This is a genomic window from Micromonospora sp. NPDC005324 (assembly GCF_040607155.1).
In the GTDB taxonomy this organism is placed as follows: Bacteria; Actinomycetota; Actinomycetes; order Mycobacteriales; family Micromonosporaceae; genus Micromonospora; species Micromonospora trifolii.
Genome location: NZ_JBEXGE010000015.1, coordinates 47,718 through 66,266, shown reverse-complemented (window position 1 = coordinate 66,266; position 18,549 = coordinate 47,718). Strand labels below are relative to the sequence as shown.

Genomic DNA, 18,549 nt, shown 5'->3' with positions numbered 1-18,549 from the left:
TGCGATTAGCACTCTCACCCTGAGGGTGCCAGCTTCCGGGTCTCACGACCTGGGTGCGCACGCCAGGCGGACCGGCACCCGCGACGACGGCCCCGCCCGGTGGCATGAGGCAATTGACGCTGGTCGGCCCCGCCGGCCAGCAACGAAACCAGTGCCCCAGGAGGGTATGCCCGTGACTACCGCGACCAAGGTTGCGATCAAGCCGCTCGAGGACCGCATCGTGGTCCAGGCGAACGAGGCTGAGACCACCACGGCGTCGGGCATCGTGATCCCCGACACCGCCAAGGAGAAGCCGCAGGAGGGCACTGTCCTCGCTGTCGGCCCGGGGCGCATCGACGACAACGGCAACCGGGTTCCGGTTGACGTGCAGGTCGGCGACACCGTCCTCTACTCGAAGTACGGCGGCACCGAGGTCAAGTACGCCGGCGAGGAGTACCTGGTGCTCTCCGCCCGCGACGTCCTCGCGGTCATCGAGAAGTAAGCAACCGATCAGTTCCATTGCCCCGGTCCGGCTCGCCGGGCCGGGGCAATGGCGCTTCGAAGGGACATATATGGCGAAGATCCTGAGCTTCTCGGACGACGCCCGACACCTGCTGGAGCACGGTGTCAACGCCCTCGCGGACGTGGTCAAGGTCACCCTCGGCCCGCGCGGGCGCAACGTCGTCCTGGACAAGAAATTCGGTGCGCCCACGATCACCAACGATGGTGTGACCATCGCCAAGGAGATCGAGCTCACCAACCCGTACGAGAACCTTGGCGCGCAGCTGGTCAAGGAGGTGGCGACCAAGACCAACGACGTCGCCGGCGACGGGACCACCACCGCGACCGTGCTGGCCCAGGCGATGGTTCGCGAGGGTCTGCGCAACGTGACCGCCGGGACCAACCCGGCCGGCCTCAAGCGGGGCATCGACGCGGCGGCCGCCAAGGTCTCCGAGGCGCTGCTCGGCCGTGCCGCCGAGGTCACCAGCAAGGAGTCGATCGCGAACGTGGCGACGATCTCCGCGCAGGACACCACGATCGGCGACCTGATCGCCGAGGCGATGGAGCGGGTCGGCCGCGACGGTGTCATCACCGTCGAGGAGGGCTCGATGCTCACCACCGAGCTGGACGTGACCGAGGGTCTCCAGTTCGACAAGGGCTTCATCTCGCCGAACTTCGTCACCGACCTGGAGGGTCAGGAGTCCGTCCTTGAGGACGCGTACATCCTGGTCACCACCCAGAAGATCTCGGCGATCGAGGAGCTGCTGCCGCTGCTGGAAAAGGTCCTGCAGAACAGCAAGCCCCTGCTGATCATCGCCGAGGACGTGGACGGCCAGGCGCTCTCCACCCTGGTGGTCAACTCGCTGCGCAAGACCCTCAAGGTCTGCGCGGTCAAGGCCCCGGGCTTCGGTGACCGGCGCAAGGCGATGCTCCAGGACATCGCGATCTCCACGGGCGCCGAGCTGGTCGCCCCGGAGCTGGGCTACAAGCTCGACCAGGTCGGCCTGGAGGTGCTCGGCACCGCCCGGCGCGTCGTGGTCGACAAGGAGAACACCACGATCGTCGACGGTGGCGGCCAGAAGGCCGACGTCACCGACCGGGTGTCCCAGATCCGCAAGGAGATCGAGGCCTCCGACTCCGACTGGGACCGGGAGAAGCTGGCCGAGCGGCTGGCGAAGCTCTCCGGTGGCATCGCCGTCATCAAGGCTGGCGCGGCGACCGAGGTCGAGATGAAGGAGCGCAAGCACCGCATCGAGGACGCCATCGCGGCGACCAAGGCTGCTGTCGAGGAGGGCACTGTGCCCGGCGGCGGCGCCGCCCTGGTGCAGATCCTCTCGGTGCTCGACGACGACCTGGGCTTCACCGGTGACGAGAAGGTCGGCGTCTCGGTCGTGCGCAAGGCGCTCGTCGAGCCGCTGCGCTGGATCGCCCAGAACGCCGGTCACGACGGCTACGTCGTGACGCAGAAGGTCGCCGACCTCAAGTGGGGCAACGGCCTCGACGCCGCCAAGGGTGAGTACGTCGACCTGGTCAAGGCCGGCATCATCGACCCGGTGAAGGTGACCCGCAACGCGGTCACCAACGCCGCCTCGATCGCCGGTCTGCTGCTCACCACGGAGAGCCTCGTGGTGGAGAAGCCGGAGCAGGCCGACCCGGCCGCCGCCGGCGGGCACGGCCACGGTCACGGTCACCAGCACGGCCCGGGCTTCTGATCCGGTAGCGACACCCGTTCCGGGGCGCACCGCCGTACGGCGGCGCGCCCCGGCTCGTTCTCTCCGGCTGGTAGGTCAGTCATTACCGAACGCTGACGTTGTGGCGACCGGGCGAGATGATCGCGCACACTGGGCCGATGAGCACCACGTCACGGCGGTACGCCGCGCTGGCCGGAATCACCGCCGCCGCCGTCGCGATCGGGATCGCCGAACCGGTCGCGGTGTTGACCGGCCCCCGGTCGGCGCCCCTGGTAGCGGTCGGCGGGGTCATCGTCGACGCCGTCCCCGAGTCGCTGAAGCAACTCGCCATCGACCTCTTCGGCACCGCCGACAAGATCGCGCTGCTGGTCGGCACGGCAGTGTTGCTGGGAGGCTTCGCCGCCCTCCTCGGCGTACTGGCGATCCGCCGGCTGGCACTCGGCCTGGCCGGCATCGCCGCGTTCGGCGCCATCGGTGTTGCTGCCGCGTTGACCCGCTCCGGCGCTGACGTCGCCGACGCGCTGCCGTCCCTGGTCGGCGCCGCTCTCGGCGCCCTGGTGCTCTGGCTGTTCATCGGCGGACCGCTTGAGCTGGACCCCTGGTCCTGGTCACCACCCACGCCGCCCGCTCGTCCTGTATCGCCGGCCGGTCCGGTGTCGTCCGCTGGTCCGGGGTCGCCGGTTGGTCCGGGGTCGACGGTTGGTCCGGGGTCGCCGGTTGGTCCGGTGCCGGTGTCTCCCGCCGGGCCGGTGCCGGTGTCACCCGCCGGGCCGACGGCGGCTGTCGAACCGGTCGGGCCTGCCGAAGTGGACCCGGAGTCGCGGCGGCGGTTCCTCACCGGCAGCGGAGTGCTGCTCGGCACGGCCGTGGTGGCCGGTCTCGGTGGACGGTGGCTGGCGGGGCGGCGCGGCGTGTCCGCTGCCCGCGAGGCGATCCGCCTGCCCGCGCCGGTCGCCCCCGCACCGGCCGTGCCGGCGGGCGCGGACCTCTCGTTGACCCAGCTCGCGCCGTACGTCAGCCCGAACTTCGGGTTCTACCGGATCGACACGGCGCTGGTGGTGCCCCAGGTCGACCCGGACACCTGGCGACTGCGGATCCACGGACGGGTCGGCAGGGAGCGCACCTACAGCTACGCGGATCTGCTGGCCCGACCGCTGGTCGAGCGGTACGTCACGCTGGCCTGCGTCTCCAACGAGGTGGGCGGGGACCTGATCGGCAATGCCCTGTGGCTCGGCGTACCCCTGCGGGAACTGCTGGACGAGGTCGAGCCGGACGACGACGCCGACCAGGTCGTCGGCCGGTCGGTCGACGGCTGGACCTGCGGCACCCCCACCGCCGCGCTGCGCGACGGACGGGACGCCCTGCTGGCCGTCGGAATGAACGGCGAGCCGCTGCCGGTCGAACACGGCTTCCCGGTCCGGGTGGTGGTGCCGGGCCTCTACGGCTACGTGTCGGCCTGCAAGTGGGTGACCGAACTGGAGCTGACCCGGTTCGCCGACTTCGACGCGTACTGGGTGCCGCGCGGCTGGTCCCCCCAGGGGCCGATCAAGACCCAGTCGCGGATCGACACGCCCCGGGGGCGTAACCGGCTGACCACCGGACCGGTGACCGTCGCCGGAGTGGCCTGGGCGCAACACCGGGGCATCCGTCGAGTCGAGGTACGCGTCGACGACGGCCAGTGGCAGGAAGCCGCGCTGGCCCCGACCGTGTCGGTAGACACCTGGGTGCAATGGTCCTGGCGCTGGGACGCCACACCGGGCGAACACCGGCTCCAGGTCCGCGCGACTGACGCGACAGGTGAGACCCAGACCGAACGTACGCAGGACGTCGTCCCGGACGGCGCCACCGGCTGGCACACGATCACCGTCACCGTCCGCTAATCCACGACACGAAGTAGCCCGCCCGGGCTGGGTCCGTGACCCGTGTCCGCGAGGTGCTCTGCCACGTCGCTGGTCGGCGCCGGCACCCTGCCCCCGCGTGTCGGTGGGCGGTGTCGGCACCCTGCCCCGCGTGTCGGTGGGCGGTGTCCGGGCCGTGCGCTGCGGGTCGGTGCGGCGACCTGCCCTGCCCTGCTCGTTGGTGAGCGGGCGCGCCGTGCGCTTGCGGGTCGGTCGGCTGTCTCCGCGACCTGCCTTGCGGGTTCCGCGACTGTCCTTTGAATCGGCTGGCCGGCTGACTAACCGGTGATACCTCAGACCATGCACGTAGATCTTGGACACTTTCCGTTCTGCGCGAACGGAAAGTGTCCAAGATCTACGGGTTTTGTGACACGGAGATGCCGCTGGCCGGCACCCCGGGGTTGCGGGTGCCGGCCAGCGGCTGTGGTTCTGGTGTTGCCGTTCTGCGGTGGTGCTTGTCGTGTGGTGGTGCTCAGGTGCGGGTGGTGCGGGGGGTCAGCTGTTCCAGTGCTGGGCGACGAGGTCGTTGGCCTGCTGCTCCCACTGGGCGTAGGCGTCCGGGTAGGCCGACACCTGCACCGTCTGCGCCGCGTCGGTCAGCGGCATGTCCTGCCACCCGTCAACCTGCTTGAGGCCCTTCAGGAACGCGGTCGTCGAGTAGGCGGGGTCCGTGATCTGCTCCGGCGTGCCCCAACCCGAGCTCGGGCGCTGCTGGAACAGGCCCAGCGAGTCGTGGTCGTTCATGTCGCCGAGGTGGCCGAGGTTCTCCAGCTTGGACTCCTGCAGGCTCGTCGCGATCGAGATGACCGCGGCCCGCTCGGGCAGGCCGGCCTTCTTCGTCGCGGCGATGATCGCCTTCACGTTCGCGGCCTGCTCGTCGTTGACGGTGATGTGGGACTGGTCGCCCTGCGGCTTCGCCGCCGACTGCTGCACGGTCACGGCGACGGGCTTGCCGTCGGTCGGGGTGGCGGCGTGGGCGGCGATCGGGCCGGCGAACACACCACCGGCGAACGCGAGACCAGCAACGGACAGCATGCTCTTACGGAAGATCGTGTTCATCAGGGGTAGCTCCTTCGGGGGTAGAACACCCGAACCGCCAAGAGGGGGGCGGCGGCAGGGTGTGAGCACCTCGTCCGGCGCTGCACATGCAAGGGGAAAGTCTTTGCGGGGTGACGCCTGTCGGGCGTCGGGTCGGCGGCCTGGCGAGCAGGGGGCTCGTGGCGCCGGGGTCCAGATGTAACGACCCGGGGGCCGGAGTCATTCCGGGGGCGGCCCACCTACCGGCACCCTCATCGTCGCGGTGCCAGGCGGTCGTTCGCGGGGACTGCAACGACCCGGGGGCCGAGGTCATTCCGGGGGCGGCCCATCCAGCCGGCGCCCTCATCGAGGCGGTGCCAGGCGGTCGTTCGTTCGTGGGGACTGTGACGACCGGGTGGAGGCTGGCATTCGAACCTGCGCGACCAGCCCCCGCGGGTCGGGCCGGGGGTCGGTGGTACTGCGATCGTCAGGATATGTAACGACCCCGACCCCGCCATGATTCCAGCCCGAGGGTGCGCCCGGTCACCACCCAGTCGACGCCTCAGCGGACAAACCGCCCGGATTGCCCCGCCAACACGGCCCCACCCACCCCAGACTGGGCTGATCCACTCGGGTTCACGGAAGTCGGGGCCTCCCGGACGCTGCGACCCCCCGACATCATGAAACCCGAGTCGATCACGAGTTGGCTGATCGTACAAACCCCGCAAGACGGACGCAGGGTCGGCGCGCACGGAGGGTGAACAGGCTGGCGCCCGTCGGAGTGTTCCGACGGGCGCCAGCTTCAGTGCGATCCGGGCGCAGCCCGGTGGTGTGGATTAGTGCGCCGCACCACCGAAGCGCTGGCGGCGACGCCAGGCCAGGGTCAGCAGCAGCATCACCGCTCCGGCGCCGACCAGGCCGCCACCGAGCTTCATGGGCGTGCCGAGGCTGTCACCCGTGACGGGCAGCGGCTGCTTCTTGTGCAGCACCCGCAGCTCGGTCGTGGCGGTACGGCCGGACTCCCGGCCCGTGGCGGTGAAGGTCAGCAGACCCGTCACCGAGGGCTTGTAGTTCTTGGTGAAGCGGCCCTGACCATTGGTGTACGCCGTGAAGTTCAGGGGCGCGCTCGCCTGGTAGGCCACCGGAGCCATGGCCACTGTGGTGCCGTCGCTGCGGCGAGCCGGAGCCGCACCGCCGGCCGGAGCGGCCTGCGGAGTGACAGTCACGTTGATGTCGACGGTCTCGTTCGGGCCGAAGTTGGTACCGGTCAGCACCACCGTCTCGCCGAGGAAGATCGTCGGCCGGTTGACGGTCAGCGATGCGGCGGTCGGCGGGTACGGCGGCGGTTGCGGCGGGTCGGTGGTCGCGCTGGGCGTCGGCTGCGGCTGTGCCGCCCCCGCTGCCGTCGGCACGGCCACCACGGCCAGGCCGACCGTGAGCGCCATGATGATGCGGGATAGCCGCATGATTGGTTCCCTCCTACTGATCACAGCTTGGTGCGGAATGAACTTGGGTGGTCCAGGGGCTGGCGGTGGGGGTCAGCCACAGCTCGGCCTGTCCGACGCCGGTCTTGGCCGTCAGCACGGTGACCTCCAGCGCCCGCTCGACGCCGGGGCCAATATCGACGCTGGCTGTCGCCACCTGACGGCGGCGTTCGGTGCCGCTGCCAAGCGCCGTCTCGGCCCCATCCAGCCGGGCCTCTAGCACCGCTCCACCAGCCGGGCTGAAGATCGACACCAACGTGCGGGCGGTGTACGGATCGCCAGCCAGGCCGAGGCCGAGCACGGATTCGCTAAGTCCGGACTTCGGCGCCGTTGAGCGCAGGGTCACCCGCAGCCGGAGCTCACGGCGGCCGTCCGACCGGCATTCGCCGACCGTGAGGTTCGCCGTCGGCCGCAGGTAGTAGCCGAGCTTCGCGCCGCTGCCGTCGTTGAGGAACACGCCGACGGTCGGCACGGTGTCCTGTTCCGGAAGCGTCCCGGCCATCCGGCTCTCGCCGAATGTCCGCTGTTCCTCAGGTCGGGCACTCCAGAACAATATCCGTCGTTCGGTGATAGCACGGTCAAATGCGGACAACAACACCCGTGGGTTGACATTCTTCTTGAAGAAGGCGTCGAACACCGAGGCAGCCGACGCCGCGAAGAAGTCGTCCTGCTGTTTGACGTCGAGGCGCTGGTAGCTGTCGTTGAGCAGGGTCTGCACGACCTTTTCGCTGGCGAGCGGGACACCGCCGGGCACCAGCACCGGGCCTGTCGCCTTGAGCAGGTAGGACAGCACCACCGGATCAACGGCCAGCACACCGTCGACAGTGGTGCCGGTCTTGCGTCGGAACATCTCGCGGTACAGCGTCGCGGCGGTCGGGAAGTGCGGCGACAGGTTGACGTCGGCGGGATAGATGCCGGGCAGGTCCGTCCAGAGGGTCCGGGTCTCGGCGGGCACCTTCACCGCCGGGATGAATCGGCCGAGCGAGGCACTGCTGCCCTGCTTGCCCATCTTCACCTTGCCGTTCTCCGCCTCGATCATCGCGTACGCGCCGAACATGCCGCCGGTGGCGCGCAACTCGGCGAGGTTCTGCGAGACGAGCAGGTAGCGGCGGGGGCCGTTCGCGCCGAGCAGCGGCGGAAGGAGGCGGGCCCCCTGGTCGGCGGCCGTGGTGAGGCTGGCCAGCCGGTCGATCTCGTCGCGCAGGTCGCTCAGCGCCTGCCGAATCTGGCTGACCAGGCTGTCGGCTGGCACCGCCGCCAGGTTCTGCCGGGTACGTTGCACCGACTCGTGGACCTCGGTCAGCTGCGTGGAGACGGCGGCGAGTCGGGCGAGGTCCACCCGGCCGCCGGTCGGCACGAGGCTGGTCAGGTCCGTGCGAAGCAGGGTCGGGAACGCGTGTCGGGCCAGTTCGTCGATCGCGACGGCGATCTGCGCGACGGCGTCGAGGTCGTCGCCGGCGATCGGCGTACGACGTCCGAGCTGCCAACTCGGATCGGCAGTTGCCGCCCGTGCCGCGCCGGCCTGCTCCTGCAGGGCGGCGAGCGTCCGCAGGGCACGGTCGGTGTCCCCACCGACGATCTGGGCGCTCAGCTCTCGGGCCAGGCCAGCGGCATTGAGCAGGTGAGTGCGCGCCTGCCAGCCGCGGAAGCCGATCCACCCGGCGGTCGCCAACAGCAGCGAGCCGACCACCAGGGCGCCAAGGAGGGCCCGTCGCAGTCGGGCCCGCCGACGACGCCGGGACCGGCTCCGCCGCCGGAGCGGTCGTTCGCTCACCGTCACACCACACTCCCGTTCGCGGAATCGGACAGAAGGTCGATTCCCTGACGTTCTTAGCACGTTCCAAGTGCGTTCGTACCGTTATCGCGTCTGTCGTCCTTTAAGCGAGTTTTCTTCGTGGTTCCGTGGTGGGCTCTGCGACCCGTCCGGCCGCCTCGTGCAACAGCCGTTCGATCTGGTCAACGCCGGCGGGCAGCGACATCTCGCGCAGGTACGCGGCCCGGCCCCGGCGGCCCATCTCGGTGCGGGTGGGCGGCGGAATGGTGGCGGCCAACCAGAACCGGTCGGCCAACGCCGCCCAGTCCTCGGGCGGGCAGGACAGCCCGGCCCGAACCCGTTCGACCAGCTCGGCAGTGTCCCCGCCGGCCGACGCGATCACCGGCGCGGCGCAGGAGAGCGCGGCCTGGAGCTTGCCGGGCACCGTGCCGCGCAGCTCCGGAAGGTCGCGCGACATGACCAGCTGGTAGTCGGCGGCGGCGTACAACTCGGGCATGTCGACCGGCGACCGCCGCTCCAGGAAGCGGACGTTCGCCGCGCCCAACTCGGCGGCGAGCCCCCGCACCCGCCGCTCCGCCGTGCCCGAGCCGACCAGGACCAGATCCATCGTCCGGTCCAGCGCCGCGGCCGCCCGGACAGCGGTCTCCAGCCCCTGCCGCGCCCCGATGGTCCCGGCGTGCATCACCACGCACCGTCCGTCGCGACGGACCAGCTGGCGGGCTGCCGCGCCGGGTGTCGCCGGGTAGAAGATCCGCTCGTCGGTCCAGTTCAGCACCAGCCGAACCCGGGCCGGGTCAGCGCCGGCGGCGACCACCAGGTCCCGCATCGACGGCGCGGCGACAGCGATTCGCGCCGCGGTCCGGTAGATCCGGGTCATCGTGCTGCCCATCCGCGCCGCCCAGCGCCCCTCACCCCCCTCGTCCGCGCCGTCGCGGGCCCAGACGTCCTGCACGTGCAGCACCGCCGGCACCCGCCCGAGCAGCCGGAGCACCCCGGCGGCGGCGAACGTCGTCGCCGGTAGTTGGAAGACGTAGAGCGCGTCCACATCGCCGAGGAACCGGCGTGCGACCAGCCCCGCGCTGCCGGCGAAGGAGAGGTAGCTGGCCATCCGGCCGCCGACGGAGGCGGCGCCCCCGGGGTACCGGGGCACCCGTCGGACGCTCAGCCGTTGGCTGTGCGTCTCGTGGTGCCACCGCTGGCGCCAGCCGGGATAGACGTGCCCGCCGGGGTAGTCCGGAAAGCCGGTGAGGACCCGTACCTCGTGCCCACGCGCGGCCAACTCCTCGGCGAGGCTCCCCGGGATGAACGCCGGCTCGGGCGGAAAGTGGTACGACAGGATGCCGATCTTCATCGGTACGCCCCCGTCCCGCAGGGATCGCCAGCGGTCGGCGCGGCACCACGACCGGCCGGCGTGCGGCGCGCGTACGATGCCGACAACCCCTCCCCGCACGGCCACCGGCGTCGACGCACCGCCCTCGCGGTGCGAGCGCCCGTGTCCGTACCGATGAGAGGGGCACCGATGGCTGATCGCGTGTTGTTCGTCTGCCACGCCAACCTGTGCCGGTCGCCGATGGCCGAGTACCTCGCCCGCCGGCTGCTGGCCGACCGACCCGTCGAGGTGGCCAGCGCCGGCACCGACGCGATCGATGGACTGGCCATGCACCCGTACGCCTTGGAGGTCGCCACCGAGAGCGGCGCGGACCCGGCGGGGTTCCGGACCCGGGGGTTGCGCCCCGAGTACCTGGTCGACGCGACGCTCGTGCTGACCGCGACCCGACGCCAACGCTCGGTCTGCACGTCGTTGGCGCCGGGAGCGCTGCACCGGACGTTCACGCTGCGCCAGTTCGGCCGGCTGGCCGCGGCGGCCGAGCCGCCCGCCGACTCGGCCGACGACCTGTTGCGGGCGGCGATCGCCGCCGCCGCCCAGGCCCGGGGACGGCTGCAACCCGCCGCCCCGGACGAGGACGACCTGCGGGACCCCATCGGCGGTACCGCGGCCGACTTCCGACGCTGCGCCGAGGAGATCGAACGGTCGCTGCGACCCCTCGCCACGCTCATCGGGGCAGCCGGGTGAGTTCCTGGGTGTGGTCGGGGACGCCGTTGACCCCGTCGGCGGTCGCGCTGTGCCGGCCGGACGCGGCCCGGTCGGCCGGCACCGACGCGTCGGCCGTCGAGGCGACCACGCGGTAGGCCTCGTACTGGTACGCCTCGGCCTTGGCGACCTTGGCCATGTTCAGCACACAGCCGAGCAGCCGGACCGAGACCGAGTGCAGTGATCGGGCCGCCGCGGCGACCTGGGTCCGCGAGGTACGGCCCTGCTGGGTCACCAGCAGCGCGCCGTCGGCCTGCACTGCCACCACCACGCCGTCGGTCACCGCGAGCAGCGGCGCGGTGTCGATGATCACGATGTCCGCCGACTCGCGCAGCGCCAGCAGCAGGTCCGACATGGCCTTGGAGCCGAGCAGTTCGCTCGGGTTCGGCGGGGCCGAACCGCTGGGCAGCACCAGCAGCGACTTGTCGCCCCAGCGCTGCACGACGTCGCCCACCTTCACGTCGCCGACCAGCACGTCGGTGAGGCCGACGCCGGCGTCCAGGCCCAGGTAGTCGTCGACCTTCGGGCGGCGCAGATCGGCGTCGACCAGCAGCACCCGCCAGCCCGCCTCGGCCAACGCGATGGCCAGGTTGCAGGAGAGGGTGGTCTTGCCCTCGCCCTGAAGGGCGCTGGTCACCGCGATGACCCGGGCCGGCTCGTGGACGTCCACGAAGCGCAGGTTGGTCCGCAGCTTGCGGACCGCCTCGGCGCGCGCCGAGGTCGCGGCGTCGCCCACGATCAGCGGGGCGCTGCGGGCGTTGGCCTCGAACGGAATCTCGCCGAGCAGCGGGCTGCCGGTAGCGCGTTGCAGGCCGGCGGCGTCGCGCAGTCGGACGTCGGCGACGCCGCGCAGGATTGCCAGACCGACGCCGAGGATCAGGCCGACCAGGCCACCGAGGGTGAGGTTGCGGACCGGCTGCGGGGAGACGGGGTTGGCGCTGACCCGCGGGCCACTGACCATCTCAATCTTGATGGGCGTCTTGCCCTCCGGCGTCGTCTCGACCTTCTCGACGAGTTCGACGAACTTCTTGGCGAGGGTCTCCGTCACCCGCAGCGCGCGGGTCTGGTCGGTGTCGGTGACCGTCGCCCGCAGCAGGACGGTGCCGGTCTCGGTGGAGGTGCTCACCCGGCGCTGCACCTCGTCGGCGGTGAGGCCAACCGGAGTTTCGGCCACCACGCTCTGCGCCAGCCGGTCGCTGCTGAGCAGGTCGGCGTACGACTTGACGCGCTGCTGAAGAAAGAGCCCGCCCTGGTAGGCGTCGGTGACGCCGGTGCTGGGGGTGGTGACGAAGAAGGTCACCGAGGCGACGTACCGAGGTTGCGCCCGTACGGTCAGGAACGCCGAGACGCCGAGAGCCACCATGACCGTGACCAGCGCGACCCACCAGTGCCGACGCACGTGGCGCAATTGGCGGAGCAGGTCCATCAGGAGCGCCCCCGTGCCGGTCCGGTTACGGCAAAGAACTTCACGAAAACCCCCAAGGTCGTCTCTAAACTCGTGAAACCATTAAAGCGGCTCATACGGCTTATGTCCGGAGTTACCTATTTTCCGGTGGCGAGATGTGCACCCGCATGACCAACCCGACAAACAGCCATTCGGCAGCGGCGACAACGGAGAAAAAGTCCACGGCGGTCGGACGCCGTCTGATCGGCCCAGCGGTCGCCGCCGACCGCGCCGCCGGATAGGGTCGACAGCGGTGTGCCGGGAAGTCTGGTCGGCGAGTGGATTCCTGCCGTCCCGACTCCTGTAGGTGAACCCGAAGTTGACCTCCCCCACCCCACCGCCCGGCCCGCGTCCGCCGAAGATCCGGCTGTTCTCCCGATCGTCCTGGCCGCAGGCCCGGCACCTGGCCGACGTGCTGCGCACCGAGACCGTCGGTGGCGCGCTGCTGCTGTCCGGCGCTCTGATCGCGCTGATCTGGGCCAACTCGCCGTGGTCCGACTCGTACACCCGGCTCGGCGACGTGGTGCCCTGGCCCGGCGCGCCCTGGCACCTCGACCTGAACCTGGCCACCTGGGCGGCCGACGGCCTGCTGGCCATCTTCTTCTTCGTGGTGGGCCTGGAGCTCAAACGGGAGTTCGTCGCCGGTGACCTCCGCGACCCGCGGCGGGCCGCGCTGCCGATGGCGGCCGCGCTCGGCGGGATGCTGCTGCCGGCGCTGATCTACGTGGCGGTGGTACTGGGCGGGGGCGGGGAGGGCCTGCGCGGGTGGGCCATTCCGACCGCCACCGACATCGCTTTCGCGCTCGCCGTGCTCGCGGTGGTCAGCTCACATCTACCCCAGGGCCTACGCGCATTCCTGCTCACCCTCGCGGTGGTCGACGACCTTTTCGCGATCACCATCATCGCGATCTTCTACACCGCCGACTTCCATCCCGTTCCGCTGCTGGCCGCGTTGGCGCCGATCGCGCTCTTCGCGGTGCTGGTGCAGCGAGGGCGTACCTGGTGGTGGGCGCTGATCCCCCTCGCGATCGCCGCCTGGACACTGATGCACGCCTCGGGTGTGCACGCCACGGTGGCCGGTGTCCTGCTCGGCTTCACGGTCCCGGTGCTCGCCCGCCGACAGGTGGGCGGCGACCAGCCGGCCACCGCCGACGCGGAGGCGGGCGAGGCCGGGCTCGCCGCCCGCCTGGAGCATCGCTGGCGGCCGGTGTCAGCCGGCTTCGCGGTGCCGATCTTCGCCCTCTTCGCCGCCGGGGTCACGCTGCGCGGCACCGACCTGGGCGCCCTGCTGGGCGACCCGATGGTGATCGCCATCGTCGCCGGTCTGGTGTTCGGCAAGAGCATCGGCATCTTCGGCTCGACGTACCTGCTGGCCCGGTTCACCCGCGCCGAGCTGGACGAGGACATCACCTGGGCCGACCTGCTCGGGATCGCCCTGCTGGCCGGCGTCGGGTTCACCGTCTCGCTGCTCATCGGCGACCTGGCGTTCGGTGCGGGCAGCACCGCCGACAACCGGGTCAAGGCGGCAGTGCTGGTCGGCTCGGTGATCTCCGCCGGGCTGGCCGCCACAGTGCTCAGCCGCCGCAACGCGGCGTACCGAAGCGTGGCGGAGCGGGAGCGGCTGGACGCCGACGGGGACGGCGTACCCGACGTCTACCAGCACCCCGACGCCCGCTGAACGCGCCGGCGCGGCGCGGCGCGGCGAGGGGCGGCGCGGCGAGGGGCGCGCGCGCCGTGCGCGGTCGTGCCGTGCCGCCGCACCAACCGCGCGGGCTCGCGCTCAGTGCCGACGGTCGGCGGGCGGCAGGTCCTCGGTCTCCTCGACCAGCGCCTCGGCCGCCGGCGCGGTGAGGTCGTCGCCCGGCACCGCCACCGCCTCGACGCGATCCTGCTCGTCGGGCTTCCCGCCGGGCGGCGGCTCAGGAGCGGTGCCATCGCCGGCAAAGCCGTACTCGTTCGGTTCGTCGTGCCGGCTCATGTGGTCATCCTCCCGCTTTTCCCGTTTCACCTGTCGAGGCCAACGGTAGGTGGTGATCGTCCTCGGCGCAGCGCGCCGGGGATTGTCGGCCGGACCATGGTGGTGGGCGGCTGAGCGCCGCCCCGAGCAGCTGACGCAGGGCGATGATCGCCACCGCGCCGGCCAGGCCGTTCCAACCCGGCTCGCCGGCGAGCCGGAGCAGGCCGGCCGCGGTGAGCAGGTCCAGCAGTACCCGGACGCCGCTGCGCAGCGCCCCGGCGGTGAGCGTGGTGAGCACCCCGGCGACCAGCGCCAGGGCGGTGACCGCCGTGACCAGGGCACCCGTCACGGTCGGCGCTCCCCCTCGGCCACCTGACTCTGCTCCTGACGGATCTCGCGGCCCAGGAAGTAGTTCAACGCCGTTCGAATCGTCGCGATGGCAGCCAGTTGGCCGATCTGCGTGAACGACGGGGACACCGCAGTGCGCAGCACGTCGGCCGCCAGCTGGAATTCCAGGCCGAGGGTCAGAAAGCGGCCCAGCGAGAGCCGGATCGGCGTGAAACGGGCGGCGGTGCGGTATCGCAGCCCCTCGACCACGAACCGCACCGCCGCCCACACCGCGCCAACAAAGATCACCAGCGCGCCGGCCACCTCCACCACGGCAACCAGCACCTGGTCGCCCTGGCGCAACAACTCGGCGGGCTCCACCCCGGGCCGTTACCCGCCCTCCGGGCGGCTAGTCGGCGCTCAGGTCAGCTCATTCACCGCTTCCAGGATCAGCCAGAGACCGGAGATGGCGAAGAGGATCGCGGCGCCGTACTTGATGGTCCTCTCCGGCAGCCGCCGACCGAGCATCCGGCCGACCAGGATGGCCAACGCGTCCGCGGCCACCATGCCGATCGTGGAGCCGAGCCAGGTGCCGAACCAGCCGTACTTGGTGGCGAGCGTGATCGTGGCGAGCATCGTCTTGTCGCCCAGCTCGGCGAGGAAGAATGCCACCGACACCGCCACGATCGCGGTCTTGCTGGTCTTCTCCGCCTTGCGCTTCTCCTCCTCGGTGAGCTTGTCCCCGCGGAGCGTCCACGCGCCGAACCCGAGGAACGCCACACCGGCCACCAGGGAGATCCATTCGGTCGGCAGCACCGCCCCGAGACCCACGCCGATGGCGACCGACGCCAGGTGCACCACCGCCGTGGCGACCGTGATGCCGATCAGCACCGGGATCGGTTTGAACCGCGTGGCGAAGGTCAGCGCCATCAGCTGGGACTTGTCCCCCAGCTCGGCGACGAAGATGACGCCGAAGCTGACGACCAGCGCGGCGAAAAATCCCTCCATGACGTCCTTCCCGTTCACGCCGGGAGGAGGTACAGGAGCGCCCTCGACCCGGCTGCAACAGCCTGAGTCGAAGGTCTCGCCCGCCCGGGAAAACCGGGGCCGCGTGGCCGGATGCGGAACGCACCAGTATGTCGACCACGACATTGGGGGCTACTCCCCTTCGCGTGATCAGCCTATCGGATCACCGCCCGGCCCGGCCGAGGCGGGTGAACAGGCTCTCACCGGGCCCGCGCCAACGTCACGCCGAAGAGCGCGTCCGGGTCGGTCCAGAACTCCGCGGTGGCGAAGCCGGCCGTGGCCAACTCCGCGGCGATCCCCTCCCGGTGGAACTTCGCCGAGACCTCGGTACGCAGCTCCTCCCCCGCCGCGAAATCGACAGTCAGCCCCAGCACCCGCACGCTCATCGGCCGGGTCGCCCGCAACCGCATCTCGATCCACTCGTGGTCGGGATCCCAGACGGCGACGTGCTCGAACGCCGCCGGGTCGAAATCGGCGCCCAACTCCCGATTGATCACGTGCAGCACGTTGCGGTTGAACTCGGCGGTGACCCCGGCGGCGTCGTCGTAGGCCGGCACGATCACCGACGGGTCCTTCACCAGGTCCGTGCCGAGCAACAACCAGTCGCCGACCTCCAGCGCGGCGCGCATCGCCGTCAGGAACTCGGCCCGCTCGGCGGGCAACAGGTTGCCGATGGTGCCGCCGAGGAACACCACCAACCGCCGGCCGCCGGTGGGCAGTCGGTCCAGTTGCCGGGTGAAGTCCCCCACGATGCCCCGCACCCGCAGTCGGGGATAGTCGGCAGCGATCTGGGCGGTGGACCCGCGCAGCGCACTGACCGACACGTCGAGCGGGACGAACGTGCCCAGCCCACCCCGGCGGGTGAAGGCGTCCAACAGCAGCCGGGTCTTCTCCGACGAACCGGAGCCCAACTCGATGAGCGTCTTGGCCCCGGTCAGCGCCGCGATGTCGGGTGCGTGCGCGGCCAGGACGGCCCGCTCGGCCCGGGTCGGGTAGTACTCGGGCAGTCGGGTGATCTCCTCGAAGAGTTCGCTGCCCCGGGCGTCGTAGAACCACTTCGGCGGCAGCCACTTCCGCCCGGCGCTCAGCCCCGCCCGGACGTCGTCGCGCAGGCCACGCTCCAGGTCACCCTCTTCGAGGTAGATCTCCAGGGGTTCCGCGGTCATCGGTTCGCTCCTCTGTTCGATCAACCGTTGCGTGCCTGCCCGGCGCGGCTCACCGGGGCCGGCAGTGGACGTACCAGAACCTCGCCCACGGTGGCGACGACGAGGTGCCCCTCCGGCACCGAGCGCCACCCGGGATCGTCGTCGTGTGGCTCGGAGGCGAGCAGCACCGAACCCGGCGTCTCGCGGACCGACAACGCGTGCCCCGCCACGCTGGCCACCACCCGGTGCCCGTCGGAGAGCAGCAGGTTGAGCCGCGACCCGGGGGCGGCGGCGGCGACGTCGGTCACCGTCCGCCCGACCGCCTCGACCGGGTCGGCGCCAGCGCGCAACCGATGCCGCACCAGCGCCCAGAGCAGCGCCGAGTCGGTGGTGGCGTCCAGGGTGAGCAGGTCACGTACCGGCAGACCGGCGGCGAGCGGCACCACGGTGTCCGGCCAGCCGCGGACCAGACCGTTGTGGCTGAACAGCCACCGCCCCTCGGCGAAGGGCGCCGCCGCGCCGTCGAGCACCGCCATCCCGACAGTGGCCGAACGCACCGCCGCCACCACCGCCGCGCTGCGGGTCACCGCCGCCAGTTGGGCGATGGTCGGGTCACTCCAGATCGGCTGCGCCCGCCGGTACCGCACCGGCTCACCCTCGCCCGGGTACCAACCGACACCGAACCCGTCGGCGTTGATCGTGCCGCCGCCGCGCATGTCGCGGGGCGCCCAGGACTGCCGCACCAGCGAGTGCGGAGGGTCGAACAACAGCTCGGCAAGGGTGACCGGCGGCCCCAGGTAGGCCAGGTGGCGACACATCAGCGCCCCCGGCCCGCCGCCGGGCCGCCGGTCGTGCGGCGACTCACCGGTACGACTCGTCCGGTCGCGCGTCCCGGGCGCAGCGGAAACCGCTGAAGATCTGCCGGCGGATCGGGTAGTCCCAGTTACGGAAGGTGCCCCGGCAGGCAGAGCGGTCGGTGCCGAACGAGCCACCGCGCAGCACCCGGTGATCGTCGCCGAAGAAGACCTCCGAGTATTCGCGGTAGGGGAACGCGGCGAACCCCGGATGCCCGCCGAACGCGGTCGAGGTCCACTCCCAGACGTCGCCGATGAGCTGGTGCACACCCAACGGCGAGGCACCGGCCGGGTACGCGCCCACCGGCGCCGGCCGCAGATGGCGCTGGTCGAGGTTGGCGTGCGCCTCGGTCGGGTCGTCGTCCCCCCACGGGTACCGACGCGACCGCCCGGTCGTCGGATCCCACCGGGCCGCCTTCTCCCACTCCGCCTCGGTCGGCAGCCGCTTGCCGGCCCACGCCGCGTACGCCTGCGCCTCGTACCAGCACACGTGCACCACCGGTTCGTCGGCACGCACCCGCGCCCACTGACCGAAGCGCCGGTACGACCAACCGTCGCCGTCCGGACGCCAGTGCATCGGCGCGCTGAGCTGCTCCCGAACCCGGTGCTCCCAGCCCGCCGGGCTCCACCAGCGCTCATCGGTGTAGCCGCCGTCGGCGATGAAGGCCGCGTACTGGCCGTTGGTCACCGGGGCGGCGTCGATGACGTACGCCGGGAGGTCGACCCGGTGCGCCGGACGTTCGTTGTCCAACGCCCACGGATCGGTGTCGGTGCCCATGGTGAACTCGCCGGCCGGCACCAGCACCTCCGCGCCGAACCGGACCGACGGCTCGGGCGGCGCCGGGGCGTGCAACACCGCCGGCCCCGAGCGCAACTGGTGGGTGGCGAGCATGGTCTCGTCGTGCTGCTGCTCGTGCTGCACGATCATGCCGAAGGCGAACCCGTCGGCGACCAGCGGCCGCTCGGTGAAGGCCACCGCGTCGAGCAGGTCGTGCACCTTGTCCCGAACGGTCGCCAGGTAGGCGCGCGCCTCCGCGGGCGGCAACAGGGGCAGCGCCGGGCGGTCCCGGCGCGGCTGCTTGAACGCGTCGTACAACTCGTCGATGTCACACCGGACCGGCTCGCGGCCCCCGACATCCCGGACCAACCAGAGCTCCTCCTGGTTACCGACATGGGCGAGGTCCCAGACCAGCGGCGACATCAGCGGTGAGTGCTGGCGCGTCAGGTCCGCGTCGTCGACCACCTCGGTCAGCAGCGCGGTGCGGGCCCGGGCCCGCGCCAACTCCACGGCGATGCGGTCGCGCAACTGCTCCCCGTCGACCCGCCCCGCCTGCGAGGCTCGCAACCCCGGCTCACTCCT

17 protein-coding genes are annotated in these 18,549 nt (G+C 71.3%); 5 read left to right on the top strand and 12 right to left on the bottom strand.

The genetic code is table 11. The features are described from left to right. The first annotated feature begins 166 nt into the window (after positions 1–166). The 3 genes from groES (at position 167) to ABZS40_RS17455 (ending at position 4,051) form a co-directional block, all read left to right on the top strand. Positions 167–481: a co-chaperone GroES gene (gene groES, locus ABZS40_RS17465; RefSeq protein ID WP_184178593.1), complete on the top strand. Its 315-nt coding sequence runs from the start codon at positions 167–169 to the stop codon at positions 479–481. A gap of 70 nt (positions 482–551) precedes the next feature. After that, entirely contained in the window at positions 552–2,192 is a 1,641-nt protein-coding gene (groL, locus tag ABZS40_RS17460; RefSeq protein WP_354944274.1) for a chaperonin GroEL, read from the top strand. 137 nt (positions 2,193–2,329) lie between these two features. Beyond that, positions 2,330–4,051, top strand: a complete 1,722-nt coding sequence (locus ABZS40_RS17455) for a molybdopterin-dependent oxidoreductase (RefSeq protein WP_354944273.1) — start codon at positions 2,330–2,332, stop codon at positions 4,049–4,051. Between the two features lie 513 nt (positions 4,052–4,564). Here ABZS40_RS17455 and ABZS40_RS17450 read toward each other — a convergent pair. The 4 genes from ABZS40_RS17450 to ABZS40_RS17435 form a co-directional block, all read right to left on the bottom strand. Continuing rightward, positions 4,565–5,128, bottom strand: coding sequence for a hypothetical protein (locus ABZS40_RS17450; RefSeq protein ID WP_354944272.1), 564 nt, complete (start codon positions 5,126–5,128; stop codon positions 4,565–4,567). Between the two features lie 794 nt (positions 5,129–5,922). Next, positions 5,923–6,552 carry a hypothetical protein gene (locus ABZS40_RS17445; protein WP_354944271.1) on the bottom strand — a complete coding sequence of 210 codons (630 nt, stop codon included), beginning with the start codon at positions 6,550–6,552 and terminating at the stop codon, positions 5,923–5,925. Positions 6,553–6,565: 13 nt separating this feature from the next. Continuing rightward, positions 6,566–8,344 carry a DUF4012 domain-containing protein gene (locus ABZS40_RS17440; RefSeq protein WP_354944270.1) on the bottom strand — a complete coding sequence of 593 codons (1,779 nt, stop codon included), beginning with the start codon at positions 8,342–8,344 and terminating at the stop codon, positions 6,566–6,568. Positions 8,345–8,447: 103 nt separating this feature from the next. Beyond that, on the bottom strand, positions 8,448–9,695 hold the full coding sequence (locus tag ABZS40_RS17435; protein WP_354944269.1) for a glycosyltransferase family 4 protein: 1,248 nt from the start codon (positions 9,693–9,695) through the stop codon (positions 8,448–8,450). A 168-nt stretch (positions 9,696–9,863) separates the two neighbouring features. On the opposite strand from ABZS40_RS17435, the gene ABZS40_RS17430 reads away from it, so the two are divergent. Continuing rightward, on the top strand, positions 9,864–10,418 hold the full coding sequence (locus ABZS40_RS17430; protein ID WP_354944268.1) for a low molecular weight phosphatase family protein: 555 nt from the start codon (positions 9,864–9,866) through the stop codon (positions 10,416–10,418). On the opposite strand, the gene ABZS40_RS17425 is transcribed toward ABZS40_RS17430, so the two are convergent. Further along, positions 10,399–11,862 carry a polysaccharide biosynthesis tyrosine autokinase gene (locus ABZS40_RS17425; protein ID WP_354944267.1) on the bottom strand — a complete coding sequence of 488 codons (1,464 nt, stop codon included), beginning with the start codon at positions 11,860–11,862 and terminating at the stop codon, positions 10,399–10,401. The genes ABZS40_RS17430 and ABZS40_RS17425 overlap by 20 nt on opposite strands. 325 nt (positions 11,863–12,187) lie before the next feature. On the opposite strand from ABZS40_RS17425, the gene nhaA reads away from it, so the two are divergent. Beyond that, a complete protein-coding gene (gene nhaA, locus ABZS40_RS17420) occupies positions 12,188–13,558 on the top strand; it encodes a Na+/H+ antiporter NhaA (protein ID WP_354944266.1) in 1,371 nt (456 codons plus the stop codon). A gap of 102 nt (positions 13,559–13,660) precedes the next feature. Here nhaA and ABZS40_RS17415 read toward each other — a convergent pair whose 3' ends face one another. The 7 genes from ABZS40_RS17415 to egtB form a co-directional block, all read right to left on the bottom strand. Further along, on the bottom strand, positions 13,661–13,858 hold the full coding sequence (locus ABZS40_RS17415; protein ID WP_354944265.1) for a hypothetical protein: 198 nt from the start codon (positions 13,856–13,858) through the stop codon (positions 13,661–13,663). A 4-nt stretch (positions 13,859–13,862) separates the two neighbouring features. Continuing rightward, entirely contained in the window at positions 13,863–14,186 is a 324-nt protein-coding gene (locus ABZS40_RS17410) for a hypothetical protein (protein ID WP_354944264.1), read from the bottom strand. Continuing rightward, a complete protein-coding gene (locus ABZS40_RS17405) occupies positions 14,183–14,545 on the bottom strand; it encodes a DUF1622 domain-containing protein (RefSeq protein ID WP_354944263.1) in 363 nt (120 codons plus the stop codon). Before ABZS40_RS17405 ends, ABZS40_RS17410 begins: the two co-directional genes overlap by 4 nt. A 39-nt stretch (positions 14,546–14,584) precedes the next feature. Then, entirely contained in the window at positions 14,585–15,172 is a 588-nt protein-coding gene (locus ABZS40_RS17400; RefSeq protein ID WP_354944262.1) for a TMEM165/GDT1 family protein, read from the bottom strand. A gap of 218 nt (positions 15,173–15,390) precedes the next feature. After that, on the bottom strand, positions 15,391–16,356 hold the full coding sequence (gene egtD / locus ABZS40_RS17395; RefSeq protein ID WP_112673373.1) for an L-histidine N(alpha)-methyltransferase: 966 nt from the start codon (positions 16,354–16,356) through the stop codon (positions 15,391–15,393). Positions 16,357–16,376: 20 nt separating this feature from the next. Next, a complete protein-coding gene (egtC, locus tag ABZS40_RS17390) occupies positions 16,377–17,153 on the bottom strand; it encodes an ergothioneine biosynthesis protein EgtC (protein ID WP_354944261.1) in 777 nt (258 codons plus the stop codon). Positions 17,154–17,196: 43 nt separating this feature from the next. Further along, positions 17,197–18,534, bottom strand: coding sequence for an ergothioneine biosynthesis protein EgtB (gene egtB, locus ABZS40_RS17385; RefSeq protein WP_354944341.1), 1,338 nt, complete (start codon positions 18,532–18,534; stop codon positions 17,197–17,199). Positions 18,535–18,549: the final 15 nt, after the last annotated feature.

Excerpts from the sequence above, each read along its gene's own strand:
- ABZS40_RS17425 (WP_354944267.1), bottom strand. The coding sequence starts at position 11,862 with ATGGACCTGCTCCGCCAATTGCGCCACGTGCGTCGGCACTGGTGGGTC.
- ABZS40_RS17450 (WP_354944272.1), bottom strand. The coding sequence starts at position 5,128 with ATGAACACGATCTTCCGTAAGAGCATGCTGTCCGTTGCTGGTCTCGCG.
- groES (WP_184178593.1), top strand. The coding sequence starts at position 167 with ATGCCCGTGACTACCGCGACCAAGGTTGCGATCAAGCCGCTCGAGGAC.
- egtD (WP_112673373.1), bottom strand. The coding sequence starts at position 16,356 with ATGACCGCGGAACCCCTGGAGATCTACCTCGAAGAGGGTGACCTGGAG.
- egtC (WP_354944261.1), bottom strand. The coding sequence starts at position 17,153 with ATGTGTCGCCACCTGGCCTACCTGGGGCCGCCGGTCACCCTTGCCGAG.
- ABZS40_RS17415 (WP_354944265.1), bottom strand. The coding sequence starts at position 13,858 with ATGAGCCGGCACGACGAACCGAACGAGTACGGCTTTGCCGGCGATGGC.
- groL (WP_354944274.1), top strand. The coding sequence starts at position 552 with ATGGCGAAGATCCTGAGCTTCTCGGACGACGCCCGACACCTGCTGGAG.
- ABZS40_RS17430 (WP_354944268.1), top strand. The coding sequence starts at position 9,864 with ATGGCTGATCGCGTGTTGTTCGTCTGCCACGCCAACCTGTGCCGGTCG.
- ABZS40_RS17400 (WP_354944262.1), bottom strand. The coding sequence starts at position 15,172 with ATGGAGGGATTTTTCGCCGCGCTGGTCGTCAGCTTCGGCGTCATCTTC.
- ABZS40_RS17435 (WP_354944269.1), bottom strand. The coding sequence starts at position 9,695 with ATGAAGATCGGCATCCTGTCGTACCACTTTCCGCCCGAGCCGGCGTTC.
- ABZS40_RS17455 (WP_354944273.1), top strand. The coding sequence starts at position 2,330 with ATGAGCACCACGTCACGGCGGTACGCCGCGCTGGCCGGAATCACCGCC.
- ABZS40_RS17445 (WP_354944271.1), bottom strand. The coding sequence starts at position 6,552 with ATGCGGCTATCCCGCATCATCATGGCGCTCACGGTCGGCCTGGCCGTG.